Raw genomic sequence first — 15,998 nt, 5'->3', positions numbered from 1 at the left:
TGGGCACAATGGGGTGACCCACGCCACAGGAGGCCACCGTGCACTACCCGCTGACCGTCATGGACTTCCTCGATCGCGCGACCACGGTCTACCCCGACCGCGTCGCCGTGATCGACGAGCCCGAGCAGCCCGCCGACTCGTGGGGCGAGATCACGTACGCCGAGCTCGGCCGCCGCGCCCGCTCGCAGGCCGCGACGCTCGACGAGATGGGCGTGCCGGTCGGTGGTCGCGTCGCGATCGTGTCGCACAACTCGGCCCGGCTGCTGACCTCGTTCTACGGCGTCTCGGGCTGGGGACGCGTGCTGGTGCCGGTCAACTTCCGGCTCGCGGTCGCCGAGATCCGCTACATCATCGAGCACTCCGGATCCGAGGTCATGCTGGTCGACCCCGACCTGCGCCACCTCGTCGACGAGATCGACGGGGTCCGCGCCTTCGTCCTGGGCGAGGACGACGACCAGATCTGGGCCTCGTCGGCCGAGCCGCAGCCGTGGGACGGCGACGAGAACGCGACCGCCACGATCAACTACACGTCCGGCACGACCGCCCGACCCAAGGGCGTGCAGCTGACGCACCGCAACCTGTGGCTCAACGCGACGGTGTTCGGGTGGCAGGCGTCGGTGTCCGACCGCGACGTCTACCTGCACACGCTGCCGATGTTCCACGCCAACGGCTGGGGCCACCCGTTCACGGCCACCGGCATGGGCGCGACGCACGTCGTGATCCGGCAGATCGACGGCACCGAGATCCTGCGCCGCATCGAGCGCCACGGCGTCACCTACATGTGCGCCGCGCCGGCCGTCGTCGCCTCGGCGCTCGACGCCGCGAAGACGTGGGAGGGCGAGATCCCCGGACGCGACCGCGTCCGCATCATCGTGGCCGGTGCCCCGCCTCCGACGCGCACGATCGAGCGGGTGCGCGACGAGCTCGGCTGGGAGTTCATCCAGATCTACGGCCTCACCGAGACGTCGCCGCTGCTGACCATGAGCCGCATGCGCGCCGAGTGGGACGACCTCGACCCGCACCAGCAGGCCGTCAACCTCGGACGTGCCGGCGCCCCGGCCGTCGGCGTGCGCATGCGCATCGACGACTCCGGCGAGGTGCTGGCGCAGTCGAACCACAACCTCGCGTCGTACTGGGAGAACCCCGAGGCGACGGCCGACGCGCAGGCCGGCAACTGGTTCCACACCGGCGACGGCGGCACGATCGAGGACGGCTACGTCACGATCGCCGACCGCAAGAAGGACGTCATCATCACGGGCGGCGAGAACGTGTCGTCGATCGAGGTCGAGGACGCCCTCATGTCGCACCCGTCGGTCAAGGAGGTCGCGGTCATCGGCATCCCCGACGAGAAGTGGGGCGAGCTCATCACGGCGCTCGTCGTGCTCGACCCCGACGAGGACGCCGTCGACCAGGCGGGCCTGATCGCCCACTGCCGCGAGCACCTGGCGGGCTACAAGTGCCCCAAGCGCATCGACTTCCGCGACGAGCTCGCCCGCACCGCGACCGGCAAGCTGCAGAAGTTCAAGCTGCGCGAGGAGTTCTGGAAGGGCCACGACCGCCAGGTCAACTGACCCAGGGGGTGAGGCGGGCCGCGGCCCGCCTCATGTCCTTCTCCAGCTCGGCGACGACGTCGGCGACGGGCTGCACCTCGTGGATGGTCTGCAGGCCCTGGCCCGCGGCCCACAGGTCCTTCCACTTCTTCTGCGGGGCGTCGGACGAGTTGTACGTGCGCCCGCCCTCGTGCACCAGCGCGTCCGGGTCGAGCCCGTTCGCGGCGAGGCTCGGCCGAAGCCACGACGCCGGCGTGCCCGTGATGCCCGCGCTGACGACCAGGTCGCCCGAGGCGTGGTCGACGACCATCTGCTTGTACTCGGCCTGCGCCATGCTCTCGGAGGTCGCGAGGAACCGCGTGCCCATGTAGACGAGGTCGGCCCCGGCGGCGATCGCGCCCGCGACGCCGAAGCCGTCGGTGATGCCGCCGCCGATCGTCACGATGCCGTCGAACTCCTCGCGCACCGCCGACACGAACGCGAACGGCGACAGGTGCCCCGTGTGCCCGCCGGCGCCCGCCGACACGCACGCGAGCCCGTCGACGCCGGCCGCGATCGCCTTGCGCGCCAGCGCCAGGTCGATGACGTCGGCGATGACGAGCCCGCCGTAGCCGTGCACGACGTCCATGACGGGCCGGGGCGAGCCGAGCGCGGTGATGACGACGGGCGGGCGGTGCTCGGCGACGAGCCGCAGGTCGTCGGCGAGACGCTCGTTGGTGCGGTGCGTCACGAGGTTGACGGCCCACGGGGCGCCAGCGACGCCGTCGACGATCGTGCCCATCCACGTGTCGAGCTCGTCGAGCGTGCGGCAGTTGGGCGCGGGGAACGAACCGACGATGCCGGCCGTCGACGCCGCGATCACGAGGTCGGGCCCCGACACGAGGAACATCGGCGCCGCCACGACGGGCAGCCGCAGCCCGGCGAGCGGCGGCGGGAGCACGTCAGCCATCGACGCGCTCGAACCGGTGTCGCAGGACGTCCTTCTTGACCTTGAGGCTCGCGTTGCGCGGCAGCTCGTCGACGACGTGGATCGACGTGGGCTTCTTGTAGCCCGCGAGCCGCTCGCGGGCGAACGCCGTCACGGCGTCGACGTCGACCGACCGGCCCGGGCGCGCGACGACCACGGCGGTGACGGTCTCGCCCCAGCGCGCGTCGGCCACGCCGAACACCGCGACCTCGCCGACCCCGTCGGCCAGCGCGAGCACCCGCTCGACCTCGGCCGGGTACACGTTCATCCCGCCCGTCACGATCATGTCCTTGGCCCGGCCCCGGACGTAGAGGTGCCCGCCCTGGTCGACCGATCCGAGGTCGCCGGTGCGCAGCCGTCCGTCGGGCATCGCCTCGGCCGTCAGCCCCGGCGCGTCGAGGTACCCGGCGAACAGCGTCTCGCTCTCGACGACGATCTCGCCGACCTCGCCGGTGGGCAGCTCGGACCCGTCCGGCCCGAGGATCGCGATCGACGAGATCGCGGTCGGCCGCCCCGCCGAGCTGAACGCGTCGGTCGCCGTCGAGCCGGGTCGCCAGTCGTCGGGGACGGTCGCCGTGACGGGCGCGCCGGTCTCGGTCATGCCGTACGTCTCGACGTAGCGGTGGCCGATCGCGTCGACGAGGTCGGCGACCGCCTCGCGCGGCGCGGACGAGCCGGAGTGCAGCACGCCGTCGAGGTGGTCGAGCACCTCGGGGCGCGCCCGCACCGAGGCGGCGAACGCCGTCATGAGCGGGGTCGGCGCGTACGTGAAGCTGGTGCGCTCGGAGACCATGCGGTCGACCCACTCGTCGGGCGCGACGCCGGCCATCCACGACAGCTCGCCGCCGACGTACAGGTGTGGCAGCACGACGCCCCAGATGCCGGCCGCGAACGCGAGCGTGCCGGTGAAGGCGCACCGGCTCCCCCACCGCAGCCCGTCGTGCGCGGGCATGTGCCGCACAATCCGCTCGAGGTTGCGGTGCGTGTGCACGACCCCCTTGGGCAGCCCCGTCGTGCCGCTGGTGAAGCCGACGATCCCGGCCGCGTCGGGCCCGACCTGCACGCCCGGGTCGACCGTCGAGCCGGACGTGACGACGTCCTCGTACCCGTCCCACCCGATGCCGACCACGCCCACGCCGGCACCGGCCAGCAGGTCGGCGAGCCGGTCGCCGTGCCCCGCGGTGTGGATCACGAGTCGCGGCGCGCTCAGGTCGAGGATCTCGGCGATCTCGGACGTCTGCAGCCGGTCGTTGACCTGCACGGCCGTCGCGCCGGTCAGGCCCACCGCGAGGTAGGCCTCGACCGAGTCGGCGCGGTCCTCGACCACGAGCGCGACCCGGTCGCCGGGCCCGACGCCGCGCTCGCGCAGCGCGTGGGCGAGCCGAACGGCCCGGTCACGCGACTCGCGGTGCGAGCGGACGACCCCGTGACCACGGAACGCCGTGGCGTCCCCCGCCCGCGTCATCGCCGCGACGACGTCGGACGCCCACGTGCCCGCCCCCATCAGTGGCCGAAGTCGTCGGAGATGCCCATCCCGGCGAGCAGGGTGGGACGGTCGTAGTACTCCAGCCACTCGGTCACGCGGCCGTCGGCCATGCGCAGGACGCCGACGACCGGCACCTCGCCGTGGTGGCCGTCGAAGTCGAAGTCGTCGACGCGCTCGACGAACACGCGTCCGTCGATGATGCCGAGGGCCTTGACGTGCAGGGTCAGCCGCTCGCACTTGCTGCCGAGGATCGCCATGCGTCCGGCGATCGCGTCGCGTCCGACGACGGGCTCCTGCATGACGCTGTGCAGCACGCCGTCGTCGGCGAACAGGTCGACGACCCGGTCCCAGTCGAGCTCGTCCCAGGCGGCGAACATCTCGCGGGCGAGGGCCAGCTTCTCGTCGTCGGTCATGCGGTGACTCCTTGGGTCGAGGTGACGCGCAGCTCGCGCTTGAGGATCTTGCCGACGGGGTTGCGGGGCAGCTCGCCGCGCACGTCGAGCCGCTCGGGCAGCTTGTACGAGGCGATGCGCTTGCCCTTGAGGAACGTCACGAGCTCGTCGAGCGTCAGCTCGGCGCCCGGCGTGAGCGTCACGACGGCCGCGACGCGCTCGCCCAGCAGCTCGTCCGGGTCGCCGATCACGGCGACGTCGACGACGTCCGGGTGGTCGGCGATGAGCCCCTCGAGCTCGGCCGGGGCGATGTTCATGCCGCCGCGGATCACGAGGTCCTTGGCCCGGTCGAGGTAGTGCAGGAACTGGCCGCGGTCGCCCGCGATCTCGAACAGGTCGCCGGTCATGAGGTAGCCCTCGTCGTCGAACGGGGTCGGACGCCGGTCGCCGTTGAGGTAGCCCGCGAACACCGTCGGCCCGCTGATGCGCAGCTCGCCGCTGACGCCGGGCTCGGTGATCTCGGCGCCCGTCGTGACGTCGACGAGCTTGACGCCGACCCACTCCGCGACGCGCGACGACCACGTGATGCCCTCGGCGCCGTACCGCGGGAAGTACTGCGCGCGGTCGTCCGGGTCGGGGAAGTCGTCGGGGCTCGACAGCAGGCCGATGCCCTCGTTTGAGCCGAAGAAGTTGATGACGCCGATGCCGAACCGCTCCTGCCAGCCCCGCACCATGACGGGCTGCAGCGGCACCGAGCCCGAGCCGATGCGCGTCAGGCTGCTGAGGTCGACCGAGGCCAGCAGCTCGTCGTCGTGCAGCAGCATCCACAGCAGCGCGGGCGGCGCGACGGTGTAGGTGACGCGTTCGGTCGCGATCTGGCCGAGGAACGTCGGCAGGTCGAAGGGGTGGTGCTGCACCAGCACGCAGCCGACGCGCAGCCACGGCAGGAACATGCCGTTGATGCCGGCCATGTTGACCATCGGGAACGGGTTGAGCAGCACGTCCTCGGGGACGACCGACGGCGCGTCGACCGTCGCCCAGCTGATCGCGAGCCAGTCGTAGTGGCAGCGTGGCACGCCCTTGGGCTCGCTCTCGGTGCCCGACGTCCAGCAGATCGTCAGGCAGTCGTTGGGATCGTTGGGGTCGAGCGCGACGTGCACCTGCACGGCCTCGGCCTCGTCGTCGGTCGCCGCGCGGGGCGCGACGTGCAGGACGTCCGCGGGCAGGCCGCCGACCACCTCGACGTCGGGGGCGTACGCGATGACGGCCCGGACGCTCGGCAGCTCGGCGCGGACCGCCGCCACCTCGGCGACCGGGGACCGGCCGCCGAAGTGGGGCACCGAGAGGAAGGCGGCGAACTCGGCCTGGTTGGCCATGCCGACGATCTCACCCTCCCGGTACTGCATCGGCAGGGGCGAGACGATGACGCCGACCGTCCAGGCGGCGAGGTAGACCTCGACGAGCTCGACGGTGTTGGGCACCTGCACCCCGAGCACGTCGCCGCGCCGCAGGCCGAGCTCGAGCAGGCGAGACGCCAGGTGCGTCGTCTCGCCGTCGAGCTCGGCCCACGTCAGACGACGCGGCTCGGTGCCGAGGAGCGCCGGCCGGTTGGCCGGGTCGACGACCGCGAGGTCACCTCCCCTGGTGGCGACCTGCTGCCGGAACAGCTGGTCGACGGTCTCGTCGGCCCACCATCCCTTGGCGGTGTAGTCGTCGACCTTGTCCTGGGGGTGCAGTCCTCGCGTCATCGTCACTCCCTACTTGTCGTAGTCGTCGGAGATGTCGATGACGTCCCCGGCGGCGACGAACGTCTTGCCCGCCGCGTCCCACGTGTACGGCTTGAACGCGAGGATGCCGAGCGCCTGCGTCGGCGTCATCGTGAACTTGACGCCGTCGATGAACATCGGCGGCTGGTAATCCTGCGTGCGGGCGGCCTGCATGATCGACAGGCGCGACAGACCGTCGTCGGACGCGGCGGCGCGCTTGAAGTTGTCGACCATGAGGTCGGCGATCGCCCAGCCGTTGACCGTGTAGCTGTTCAGCGGCGAGTCGGCCCCGTTGGCGCCGGCCTGCTCGATGTACTCCTTGACCGCCGCGTCGTCCTTGAACTCGACGTTGTTCGGGTCCTTGAGCCAGCGCAGGATCTGCTGGCCGTCGGCGGCGTCGCCGGCGGGCTCGTACAGCGTCGCGCCGTCGGCGCAGTTGGACGGCTGGATGACGGTGTCGGGCTTCCAGCCGACGCGGCCGATGGCCTGGCTCAGCGCGAGGCAGTCGGTCGTGACGCCGGCGTCGACGAGGATGTCGGCGTTGCTGGCCTTGAGCGTCGAGGCCGCGGTCTTCGGGTCGGTCAGCGGCTCCTCGGCGACGATCTTGAGGTTGGTGCCCTCGACGGCCTTGGTGAAGCCGTCGGCGACGCCCTGGCCCGACTCGGTCTGGTTGACCGCCATCGCGACGGTGGCACCGTCCGGGTACTTCTTCTTCAGGCTCTCGACGACGACGCCCATCTCGACGTCGGCCGACGGCAGGTACTCCGTCGTCCACGGGAAGTTCTCGATGTCGCGGTACGCCGGCACGCTGGCCTGCGCGAACAGCAGCGGCACGCAGGCGTCGTTCTGGTCGTCGGCGATCGCGTCGAGCTGGCCCGAGCCGAACGTGTCGATGACGTGGACCTTGTCCTTCTGGATCAGCTCGCCGACGTTGGCCTTGGCGCGCTCGGGGTTGAAGGCGTCGTCCTTGACGACGACCTCGAGCTGCACGCCGTCGATGCCGCCGGCCTCGTTCTCGACCGCGAAGCGGGCCTCCATGCCCTCGATGACGTTGCCGACGGCGTCGGCCAGGGGGCCGGACGTCGCGGCGGTCCAACCGACCTTGAGCGTCTTGGTGATCTCCTCGGTCGCCGCGTCCGGGTCGGCGCAGTCGTCGGCCGAGACGACCTCGGAGGCGTCACCGCCTCCGCTTCCTCCGCCGTCGGAGCCGCCCGAGTTGGAGCCGCAGGCCGTCAGGACGAGCGTGGACACGGCCACGGCCGAGACCATCTGTGCGAGTCGCTTCATGTGTTCCCAATTTCTGTGAAGGGGTGGTGGTGCTGGTGGGTGGTGCGGTGTCCCGAGAGAGATGAGGTCAGGTGGGTTCTTCGGGTGGCCGCTCCCCCTTCCGGCGTGACGGGTGGTCGGCCGGCAGGAACGTGACGACCTTGCGGCTGAGCAGCGTCAGGCGTCCGACGATCCCCTCCGGCATCACGAAGACGATCGCGATGAGCAGGGCGCCGAAGACGACGCCCGAGAGCGGACCGGACGTGAACGACGCCGTGTAGTACGGCAGGAACACGACCGCGAATGCGCCGACGATGGGCCCGATCTGCGTCGCGATGCCGCCGAGCACGAGGCCCGTGACGAGCTCGATCGACTTGAGCAGCGTGAACGAGCCGTCGGGCGACAGCGCGCCGATGTACTGCGCGAACAGCGAGCCGGCCAGACCCGTGATGGCGCCGGAGATGCCGAACGCGAGGATCTTGGTGCGGGCGACGTTGACGCCGTTGGCGGCCGCCGCGATCTCGTGGTCGCGCGAGGCCATCATCGCCAGGCCGAACCGGCTGCGGACCAGGAAGCGCGCCAGCAGCATGACGAGCATCAGCGTCACGGCCGACAGCCAGAACATCCAGATGCCCCGCTCGGCGCGCACCAGGCCCGTCCACTCCGGGGGCGCGAGGAACCGCGAGCGGATGACCAGGCCGGTCGCCCCGCCCGTCAGGTCCTCGGCGCGGCGCACGATCTCGGGGAACGACACGCCGACGGCCAACGTCACGAGGGCGAGGTAGAGCCCCTTGATGCGAAGCGACGGCAGACCGACCGCGAGGCCGACCACGAAGCTCAGCGCGACCGCGACGGGGATCGTGCTCATCGGCGCGAACTCGTACTTCGTGATGAGGATGCCGGTCGTGTAGGCGCCGAGGCCGAAGAACGCCGAGTGGCCGATCGACAGCAGGCCGGTGTAGCCCGTCACGAGGTTCAGCCCGACGATCGCGATCGCGATGATGAACACGTTGGTGAACTGGCCGACGCGGAACAGCGGCTGCGAGGCCGCCCACAGCAGGAACAGCACGACCAGCAGCGCCGACACCGCCTGGATGCCGCGGTGCTTGGCGGACCCCTCGACGACGATGCGTCGCCGGGCCTTGGGCGTCCCCGAGGGACGCCGAGCGGCGGTCTTCTTGGGGGTGTCGATGGTCGTCATACCCTCACCAGCTTCTGGGTGCCGAACAGGCCGTTGGGTCGCACGAAGAGGATCGCGACGATGATGATGAGCGCGGACGTCTGCTGCAGCGAGCCGCCGATGACCGAGATGTAGCCGGTCAGCATCGCCTCGAGCACGCCGATCACGAGCCCGCCGACGATCGCGCCGACGAGGCTGTCGAGCCCGCCGAACAGGGCTGCGGCCGAGGCGGCGATGAAGATCGAGAACATCGTCGTCAGGCCCAGCTGCTGCGGCGCCAGGGGCGTCACGAGGACGCCGGCCAGCGCTCCGATCGCTCCCGACAGGCCCCAGCCGATCGCGAGGACGCGGCTCGTGCGGACGCCGGCGAGCGTCGCCGACTCGGGGTTGTCGGCCACGGCCCGCATGTGCAGGCCGATCTTGGTCTTCTTGAACAGCAGCGTCATGAGGAACATCAGGACGATGAGCGCACCCCAGACGCCGAGGGCGTCGAAGTAGAGCCGGGCGCCGCCGATCGACACGTAGTCGTCCAGGCCGTTGGGGAACGGGCTCGGCATGATCTTGGTCTCCGAGCCCCACAGCAGGCCGGCCAGCGAGTTGAGCCCCGTGAAGAGGCCCAGCGCGACGATCAGCACCGCCATGTCGTTGCGTCTCTGCACGGGCCTGATGAGCGTCCGCTCGATCAGCGCCCCCATGACGAAGCCGAGCACGAGGGCCGCGACGATCGCGATCCACACGGGGATCGACTGGGTCGTGAGCCACCACGCGACGAACGTCGTGAACAGCGCCAGCTCGCCCTGCGCGAAGTTGAGCGTCCCGGTGCCACGGAACACCACGACCAGCGCCAGCGCGAGCAGGGCGTAGATCGAGCCGTTCGTGAGACCCGAGATGAGTCGTTCGAGGAAGAGTTCCATCTCTTGTCTCCTAGTAGCCCAGGTAGGCGGCGCGCACGGCGTCGTCGGCCCGGAAGTCGGCGGGGGTGCCGGTCGCGGCGATCGTGCCGACGTCCAGCAGGTAGACGCGGCTGGCCAGGTCCATCGCGAGCTCGGCGTTCTGCTCGACGATCATCAGCGCGGTGCCGTCGGTCTTGTTGATCTCCGACAGCGTCGCGAACAGCTCCTGCACGACGATCGGCGCGAGACCGAGGCTCGGCTCGTCGCACAGCAGCAGGCGCGGACGCGACATGAGCGCACGGGCGACGGCCAGCATCTGCTGCTCGCCTCCCGACAGCGACCCGGCGAGCTGGCCCTGCCGCCGTCCGAGGACGGGGAAGACCTCGCACCAGCGGTCGATGTCGGCCTGGACGCCGTCCTTGTCGGTGCGCAGCGCGGCGCCGACGAGCAGGTTGTCGAGCACGCTGAGCTGGCCGAGCGTCCCGCGGCCCTGGGGCACGAGGCTGATGCCGCTGCCGACGACCTGCTCGGGGCGGCGGCCCAGCGGGACGCCGTCGAGCTCGATCGTGCCGCGGCGGCCGATCAGGCCCGCGATGGCGCGCATCGTCGTGGTCTTGCCGGCACCGTTGGCGCCGAGCACGACGACGACCTCGCCGGCCTCGACCGTCATCGACAGCCCGTGCAGGACGTCGCTGGGCCCGTAGCCCGCGTGCAGGTCCTCGATGGTCAGGAGGGTCATGCGGCACGTCCCAGGTAGGCCGCGACGACCGCGGGGTTGTCCTTGACCTCGGCGGGCGTGCCCTCGAAGATCTTGTGGCCGAAGTCGAGCGCGACGACGTGGTCGGAGATGCCCAGCACGAGACCCATGTGGTGCTCGACGAGCAGGGCCGCGAAGCCGAACTCGTCGCGCAGCGACACGATCAGGTCGCCGAGCTCCTTGACCTCGCTGTGCGTCAGCCCGCCGGCGGGCTCGTCGAGCAGCAGCAGCTGCGGCTCCGACATGAGGGCGCGGGCCAGCTCGACGCGCTTGAGCGTGCCGAACGGCAGGCCGGCGGCGTGGTGGTCGGCGACGTCGACGAGCTCGAGGCGCTCGATCAGCGCCCAGGCGCGGTCGCGCATCTGACGCTTGCCGCCCTTGACGGACGAGCCGCCGGCCATCGTGTTCTCGAAGACCGTCATGCCGCCGAACAGCGCGAGGTTCTGGAACGTCCGGGCGATGCCGGCGGACGCCAGCGCGTGCGGGCGCACCTTCAGCAGGTCGTCGCCCTTCCACGTGATGCGGCCGCCGCTGGGCTGGTAGATGCGGGTGATGCAGTTGAACAGCGTGGTCTTCCCGGCGCCGTTGGGACCGATCAGGCCGCAGATCTGGCCGGCCCTGACGTCGAACGTGACGCCGTCGAGCGCGGTGATGCCGCCGAACTCGATCGACACCTCGTCGAGGGTCAGGACGCTTGTGTGTGGGGACACCGGGGACCTCTCTGTGCGTGACACTTCAGTTAACAGTGTGATACAGATTACTACAGTAAACGGAGCGAGTCGTCAACCATGCTTGCGCCCCACAACCGGAAGGACCACATCCATGAGCACGCTGCGCGGAGCACCTGTCGAGGGAGCCGTCCTCGTCGTCACCGGGGCCAATCGCGGCATCGGTCTGGCCTTCGTGCAGGAGGCCCTCGCCCAGGGCGCGGCCAAGGTCTACGCCGGCGTGCGCGACACGTCCGACGTCACCGACGAGCTGAGGGCCACGGGTGCCGAGATCGTCCAGCTCGAGGTCACGAGCGCCGACGACGTCGCCGCGGCCGCCGCCCACTGCAGCGACGCGACGGTGCTGGTCAACAACGCCGGCCTGCACGCGCAGGACCGCCTCGTGAAGGCCGCCGACCCCGACGCGGCCCGCCGCGAGATGGAGGTCAACTACTTCGCCCCCCTGGCCGCGATCCGCGCGTTCGCGCCGGTCATCGCCGGCAACGGCGGCGGCTCGATCGTCAACGTCCTGTCGGTCGCGGCGATCGCGCCGACCGCGTTCATGGGTGGCTACTCCCCCGCCAAGGCCGCGACGCTCTACCTGGGCGGCATCGCCCGCGCCGAGCTCGAGCCCGACGGCATCACCGTCACGTCGCTGATCGTCGGCTCGGTCGACACCCGCATGGCGGCGCACGTCGACGGCGACAAGGAGGACCCTCGCGACATCGCGAAGGCCGGCCTGAAGGCCATGTCGCGCGGCGAGTGGACCACCGACACCGACCGCATGGCCGTCGAGTCGCGGGCACGCCTGGCGATGGACCCCGTCCGCTACGAGCGCGGCCTCGGCAAGCTGCTGTTCGCGACCGAGCTGCGGACCAAGGCATGAGCGCCCCGATCCGCGTGGCCCAGTGGGCGACCGGCGCGGTCGGCAAGACGATCCTGCGCGGCGTCATCGACCGTCCCGACCTCGAGCTCGTGGGCCTGTACGTCTACGGCGACAAGAAGGTCGGCCGCGACGCCGGCGACATCGCCCGCCGCGACACCACCGGCGTCATCGCGACCCGCGACGTCGACGAGCTGATCGCCACCCGTCCGGACGTCCTGATGCACGCGCCGCGCCTGCAGGTGCCGTACGAGAAGCACGACGCCGACCTGCTGAAGCTGCTGCGCGCCGGCATCAACGTCATCACGACGGCGGGCCAGCACTTCCCCCGCGCGCACGGCAGCGAGCGCGAGCGCATGTTCCTCGACGCGTGCACCGAGGGCGACAGCACGCTGTTCGGCATCGGCGTCAGCCCCGGCATCATCGGCGAGCGCCTGGCGCTGGGCCTGACGGGCGCGTCGTACGAGCTCGACGCCATCACGATCGACGAGGTGCTCGACGCCCGCAAGATGCCCGACCCCGACTTCGCGTTCACCGTCATGGGCATGGGCTCCGACCCCGCCAAGCTCGACGGGTCGGGACCGCTGCCCACGCTCTACGCATCGCTGTACCTCGAGACGATCGCGTTCATGTGCGAGCGCATGGGCGTCACGTACGACGAGGTCAAGCCCGACCACCGGGTCGTCCCCGCGAGCCGCGACCTCGAGGTCGCCGCCGGTCACATCCCCGCCGGCACGGTCGGCAGCACCGAGTGGCGCTGGCACGCGATGGTCGGCGGCAAGCCGTTCCTGACCCTCGCGATCATCTGGACGATGGAGCCCGACCTGCCCGAGTACGCGGGTCGCGACGAGTGGACGATCCACTTCTACGGCAAGCCCGAGATGGTCGTGACGCTCAACATGGTCGAGCCGGACGAGCCCGGCAGCCGCACCACCGCCGGCCAGTACGTCACCGCCGGCCCCGCCCTGCGCGCGATCCGTCCGGTCGTCGAGGCGCCGGCCGGGATCTTCGAACCGCCGGTGTTCGCACCGTTCCAGATGGAGGCACGATGAGCACGCAGCTGGGTTCCCACGTCCTGACCCCCGTCCCGCCGGAGTACCGCGATCCCGAGTACGCGCTGCACGCGGACGGCTCGCGGGTCGAGCGGCTCGAGGACGTCCCGCGACGTCGTGCCGCGGCGACCCCCGACCTGCCCGCGATCATCCAGCCGTCCGGCGTGACGTCGTTCGCAGAGCTCGACCGGCACGCGAGCCGCGTGGCGCAGGCGCTGCTGCGCGACGGCGTGCAGGCCGGCGACCGGGTGGCCTACATCGGCGAGAACGCGCCGTCGTTCCTCGCCGTCCTCTACGGCGCCTCGAAGATGGGCGCCGTGCCGACGGCACTGAACTTCCGCCTGGCGGTGGCCGAGATCGAGTACATCCTCGGCAACGGCGAGCCGTCGGTCGTGGTGCTGGGCCGCGGCGAGGAGCGCCTCGCCGAGGCCGCTGCCGCCGTCCCGAGCGTCCGCACCGTCGTGACGGTCGAGGCCGGGCCGCACAGCGTCGCGTACGACGCCTGGCTCGAGGGCGTCTCGGACGACGACCCGGGCTACTCGCGCGGGCCCGACGAGACGGCGCTGATGTTCTACACGTCCGGCACGACCGGACGCCCCAAGGGCATCGAGCTGACGGGGCCGAACCTCGGCAAGGCCATCGCGGCGATGCACTACGTGCTCGAGCTCGACACGACGTCGATCGCGCTGGCGCCGGTGCCGTTCTTCCACGTCTCGGGTCTCGGGCTGGCCCTGGTCAGCAACGTCAACGGCAGCGCGCTGCTGCTGCGCAACCCGACGTCGCCGGCCGACCTGTGCCAGATCCTGCAGGAGGAGAAGGTCACGCACGCCGTCGCGGTGCCGACCGTCATCCAGTTCCTGATCGCGATCCCCGAGGCGCAGACCGCGGACTGGTCGGCGCTCAGGTACATGGTCTACGGCTCGTCACCGATGCCCGAGCCCGTCCTGCGCGAGGCGACGGCCCTGCTGGGCTGCAAGTTCCTGCAGAGCTACGGGCTGACGGAGTCGACCGGCGGCGTCACGATGCTGTCGCCCGACGACCACCGTCCGACGCCCGAGACGGCGCAGCGGCTGCGGTCGGTCGGGCGTCCGATGCCGAACATCCCGATCCGCATCGTCGACCCCGTGACGCTCGAGGACAAGCCGGTCGGCGAGCGCGGCGAGGTGTGGATCGGCGGCGCCCACGTCATGAAGCGCTACTGGCGCAACGAGGAGGCGACCACCGCGACGATCACCCCGGACGGCTGGCTGCGCTCCGGCGACGGCGGCTCGATCGACGCCGACGGCTACCTCTACCTGCACGACCGGATCAAGGACATGATCGTCTCGGGCGGCGAGAACATCTTCCCCGCCGAGGTCGAGAGCCTGCTGACCGAGCACCCGGCCGTCGCCCAGGTCGCCGTGGTCGGCGTCCCGTCGGCCAAGTGGGGCGAGTCGCCGCTGGCCGTCGTCGTCCCCGCGCCCGGCGCCGAGGTGACCGAGGCCGAGCTGATCTCGTGGGCCCGTGAGCGCCTGGCCCACTACAAGTGCCCGACGGCCGTCGCGTTCGTGGACGCCCTGCCCCTGAACGCCAGCGGCAAGCTGCTGAAGCGGAGCCTGCGCGAGCAGTTCAGCTAACGTCAGGCCATGGCACAGAAGAAGTGGTCCGATCTGCCCGTCAACCAGCGAAGGGCGATCAGCGTCGTCGGGGCGGTCGAGGCAGCGCTCACGGCGGCAGCGCTGCGCGACCTCGCTCGTCGCCCGTCCCCTCAGGTGCGCGGGCCGAAGGCCGTCTGGGCACTTGCGCTGTTCGTCCAGCCGATCGGCCCGCTCGTCTACTTCGCGGCCGGCCGACGTCAGGGGTGACAGGGTAGGTTCCGCGACCGCAGGATGTGGAGCCCGGTGCGGCACCCCGTCCGCACCTACGGGCCGGCGGCGCTCTACATGGTCGCCGCGACGGCGATTCTCTTCGCTGCGCACGCCTCGACGGGGCGCGACGTCTACCACTCTGCCGCGTTGGGGTCGTTGTGGCTCACGATCCCCGTGGCCGTGCTGACTGCGCTCAGCCCTGTCGAGTCAGCGCCATGACAGCTGGCGAGAGGACGACACGGTACGGCAGCGCACGCAGCTCGGACTCTGTGACGTCCAGCCCCCGGGCGCGGGCCAGCCGGGTCAACCAGTTCCATGGGTGCTCTTCTTCGTTGTCGCCATCGGGCAGCACGACTGTCAGCACGTTGGCTATCAAGGTCGTCTCGCTCTCGTGCAGACCGTCACGACCGATCACATCGTCTGGGCCCAATCCTCGCCAGCTGGATGAGAATCCGCGGTCGTCGTGCAGCGTGACCTGCGTACCGTCAGCCAGATCGACGAACTCGCCCACGCTGAACTGGACCGTCCGCCCGCCATCGAGGGTCTCCACGAGATCGCAGACTGCGCCGAGGCCGACGACTCGCCTCGCGTCGCTCGTTCCTGGCGCCATGTGGCTCATTCCGCTTCCGTTCCTATGAGGAGGGGTAGCACGCGAGGTCCTTTCCGGCGCTGTTGGTCCACCCGGAAGGATCAGCTACCCCGATCAGATCTACGTCGACGCGCAGCCTCCACCCGACGGTCGTGCTACCAGCGCAATTCTCCCGAACAGCCGCGCGATTTCCACTGCCCCCACCGGCGTAGACGTTGTCGCTCTTGGTGTCCACCGTCCGCCAGTTGCACGAGCCTCCGCTACACCAGACCGCCTGCAGCTGCACGTCAACGTTGGCCTTTGCTGAGACCTCGTCCAGGTCGGCAACCGAACCGTAGTGGCCAGCAGCCGCCTCCTCGCCGGAGGCCGAGGCCGCGCCTGCAAGGAGACTCCCCACGACGAGCACCACGGCTACGGCTGGCGGGAGAATGCTCCGTGAAACCATCTGGAAGAGCGAACGCTGAGCCATGCCAGTGCCTTTCAGCCGAGAGTTACCCGCAGCATGGTGGACCGTCAGCGGATCGCACAAGACATCGGACGGTGAAGGCGCCCGTCGGCTCAACAACTTGTCACGCGCATGACAAGTCTGGGGTTGACGCTTCGAGTCTTGTGGTCCAGTGCAGGATGCCGTGGCCCTTGTAGGTGTGGTGTCGTCGGCACAAC

16 protein-coding genes are annotated in these 15,998 nt (G+C 70.6%); 5 read left to right on the top strand and 11 right to left on the bottom strand.

The window, feature by feature from the left end:
• The first annotated feature begins 38 nt into the window (after nt 1–38).
• A complete protein-coding gene (locus IFT73_RS17995) occupies nt 39–1,571 on the top strand; it encodes an AMP-binding protein (protein ID WP_192168816.1) in 1,533 nt (510 codons plus the stop codon).
• Here IFT73_RS17995 and IFT73_RS17990 read toward each other — a convergent pair.
• The 9 genes from IFT73_RS17990 to IFT73_RS17950 form a co-directional block, all read right to left on the bottom strand.
• Nucleotides 1,564–2,499: a nitronate monooxygenase family protein gene (locus IFT73_RS17990; protein ID WP_192168815.1), complete on the bottom strand. Its 936-nt coding sequence runs from the start codon at nt 2,497–2,499 to the stop codon at nt 1,564–1,566. The genes IFT73_RS17995 and IFT73_RS17990 overlap by 8 nt on opposite strands.
• Nucleotides 2,492–4,021, bottom strand: coding sequence for a class I adenylate-forming enzyme family protein (locus IFT73_RS17985; protein WP_192168814.1), 1,530 nt, complete (start codon nt 4,019–4,021; stop codon nt 2,492–2,494). Before IFT73_RS17985 ends, IFT73_RS17990 begins: the two co-directional genes overlap by 8 nt.
• Nucleotides 4,021–4,416 carry a nuclear transport factor 2 family protein gene (locus IFT73_RS17980; protein ID WP_192168813.1) on the bottom strand — a complete coding sequence of 132 codons (396 nt, stop codon included), beginning with the start codon at nt 4,414–4,416 and terminating at the stop codon, nt 4,021–4,023. The genes IFT73_RS17985 and IFT73_RS17980 overlap by 1 nt, the downstream gene beginning before the upstream one ends.
• The gene (locus tag IFT73_RS17975; RefSeq protein WP_192168812.1) at nt 4,413–6,143 is read right to left on the bottom strand and encodes a class I adenylate-forming enzyme family protein; all 1,731 of its coding nucleotides are present in this window, start codon (nt 6,141–6,143) and stop codon (nt 4,413–4,415) included. The genes IFT73_RS17980 and IFT73_RS17975 overlap by 4 nt, the downstream gene beginning before the upstream one ends.
• 9 nt (nt 6,144–6,152) lie before the next feature.
• Complete coding sequence (locus IFT73_RS17970; RefSeq protein ID WP_056605117.1) at nt 6,153–7,448, bottom strand: ABC transporter substrate-binding protein; 1,296 nt, start codon at nt 7,446–7,448, stop codon at nt 6,153–6,155.
• A 67-nt stretch (nt 7,449–7,515) separates the two neighbouring features.
• Nucleotides 7,516–8,628 (bottom strand): branched-chain amino acid ABC transporter permease, encoded by a 1,113-nt coding sequence (locus tag IFT73_RS17965; protein ID WP_192168811.1) that lies wholly within the window; start codon nt 8,626–8,628, stop codon nt 7,516–7,518.
• The gene (locus tag IFT73_RS17960; protein WP_192168810.1) at nt 8,625–9,521 is read right to left on the bottom strand and encodes a branched-chain amino acid ABC transporter permease; all 897 of its coding nucleotides are present in this window, start codon (nt 9,519–9,521) and stop codon (nt 8,625–8,627) included. Before IFT73_RS17960 ends, IFT73_RS17965 begins: the two co-directional genes overlap by 4 nt.
• 10 nt (nt 9,522–9,531) lie before the next feature.
• Nucleotides 9,532–10,239 (bottom strand): ABC transporter ATP-binding protein, encoded by a 708-nt coding sequence (locus IFT73_RS17955; protein WP_056605108.1) that lies wholly within the window; start codon nt 10,237–10,239, stop codon nt 9,532–9,534.
• A complete protein-coding gene (locus tag IFT73_RS17950; RefSeq protein WP_056605105.1) occupies nt 10,236–10,967 on the bottom strand; it encodes an ABC transporter ATP-binding protein in 732 nt (243 codons plus the stop codon). The genes IFT73_RS17955 and IFT73_RS17950 overlap by 4 nt, the downstream gene beginning before the upstream one ends.
• Nucleotides 10,968–11,079: 112 nt before the next feature.
• Here IFT73_RS17950 and IFT73_RS17945 point away from each other — a divergent pair, with 112 nt between their 5' ends.
• Genes IFT73_RS17945 through IFT73_RS17930 form a run of 4 tightly spaced genes read left to right on the top strand, consistent with a single transcriptional unit; the run spans nt 11,080 to nt 14,743 of the window.
• Nucleotides 11,080–11,850 (top strand): SDR family oxidoreductase, encoded by a 771-nt coding sequence (locus IFT73_RS17945; protein WP_192168809.1) that lies wholly within the window; start codon nt 11,080–11,082, stop codon nt 11,848–11,850.
• Nucleotides 11,847–12,899, top strand: a complete 1,053-nt coding sequence (locus IFT73_RS17940) for a dihydrodipicolinate reductase (RefSeq protein ID WP_192168808.1) — start codon at nt 11,847–11,849, stop codon at nt 12,897–12,899. The genes IFT73_RS17945 and IFT73_RS17940 overlap by 4 nt, the downstream gene beginning before the upstream one ends.
• Entirely contained in the window at nt 12,896–14,515 is a 1,620-nt protein-coding gene (locus IFT73_RS17935) for a long-chain-fatty-acid--CoA ligase (RefSeq protein ID WP_192168807.1), read from the top strand. The genes IFT73_RS17940 and IFT73_RS17935 overlap by 4 nt, the downstream gene beginning before the upstream one ends.
• Before the next feature lie 9 nt (nt 14,516–14,524).
• A complete protein-coding gene (locus IFT73_RS17930; protein WP_192168806.1) occupies nt 14,525–14,743 on the top strand; it encodes a PLDc N-terminal domain-containing protein in 219 nt (72 codons plus the stop codon).
• A gap of 196 nt (nt 14,744–14,939) precedes the next feature.
• On the opposite strand, the gene IFT73_RS17925 is transcribed toward IFT73_RS17930, so the two are convergent.
• Both IFT73_RS17925 and IFT73_RS17920 read right to left on the bottom strand, forming a co-directional pair.
• A complete protein-coding gene (locus IFT73_RS17925; protein ID WP_192168805.1) occupies nt 14,940–15,296 on the bottom strand; it encodes a hypothetical protein in 357 nt (118 codons plus the stop codon).
• A gap of 82 nt (nt 15,297–15,378) precedes the next feature.
• Entirely contained in the window at nt 15,379–15,804 is a 426-nt protein-coding gene (locus IFT73_RS17920; protein ID WP_192168804.1) for a hypothetical protein, read from the bottom strand.
• Nucleotides 15,805–15,998 lie beyond the last annotated feature (194 nt).

This window comes from Aeromicrobium sp. CFBP 8757 (assembly GCF_014841755.1).
Classification (GTDB): domain Bacteria; phylum Actinomycetota; class Actinomycetes; order Propionibacteriales; family Nocardioidaceae; genus Aeromicrobium.
Note: the sequence above shows the minus strand (reverse complement) of the source record. Positions and strands in the feature narration are given on the sequence as shown.

Coding starts and splice junctions, on each gene's coding strand:
- IFT73_RS17990 (WP_192168815.1), bottom strand. CDS start 2,499: ATGGCTGACGTGCTCCCGCCGCCGCTCGCCGGGCTGCGGCTGCCCGTC.
- IFT73_RS17985 (WP_192168814.1), bottom strand. CDS start 4,021: ATGGGGGCGGGCACGTGGGCGTCCGACGTCGTCGCGGCGATGACGCGG.
- IFT73_RS17980 (WP_192168813.1), bottom strand. CDS start 4,416: ATGACCGACGACGAGAAGCTGGCCCTCGCCCGCGAGATGTTCGCCGCC.
- IFT73_RS17975 (WP_192168812.1), bottom strand. CDS start 6,143: ATGACGCGAGGACTGCACCCCCAGGACAAGGTCGACGACTACACCGCC.
- IFT73_RS17970 (WP_056605117.1), bottom strand. CDS start 7,448: ATGAAGCGACTCGCACAGATGGTCTCGGCCGTGGCCGTGTCCACGCTC.
- IFT73_RS17965 (WP_192168811.1), bottom strand. CDS start 8,628: ATGACGACCATCGACACCCCCAAGAAGACCGCCGCTCGGCGTCCCTCG.
- IFT73_RS17960 (WP_192168810.1), bottom strand. CDS start 9,521: ATGGAACTCTTCCTCGAACGACTCATCTCGGGTCTCACGAACGGCTCG.
- IFT73_RS17955 (WP_056605108.1), bottom strand. CDS start 10,239: ATGACCCTCCTGACCATCGAGGACCTGCACGCGGGCTACGGGCCCAGC.
- IFT73_RS17945 (WP_192168809.1), top strand. CDS start 11,080: ATGAGCACGCTGCGCGGAGCACCTGTCGAGGGAGCCGTCCTCGTCGTC.
- IFT73_RS17940 (WP_192168808.1), top strand. CDS start 11,847: ATGAGCGCCCCGATCCGCGTGGCCCAGTGGGCGACCGGCGCGGTCGGC.
- IFT73_RS17935 (WP_192168807.1), top strand. CDS start 12,896: ATGAGCACGCAGCTGGGTTCCCACGTCCTGACCCCCGTCCCGCCGGAG.
- IFT73_RS17930 (WP_192168806.1), top strand. CDS start 14,525: ATGGCACAGAAGAAGTGGTCCGATCTGCCCGTCAACCAGCGAAGGGCG.
- IFT73_RS17920 (WP_192168804.1), bottom strand. CDS start 15,804: ATGGCTCAGCGTTCGCTCTTCCAGATGGTTTCACGGAGCATTCTCCCG.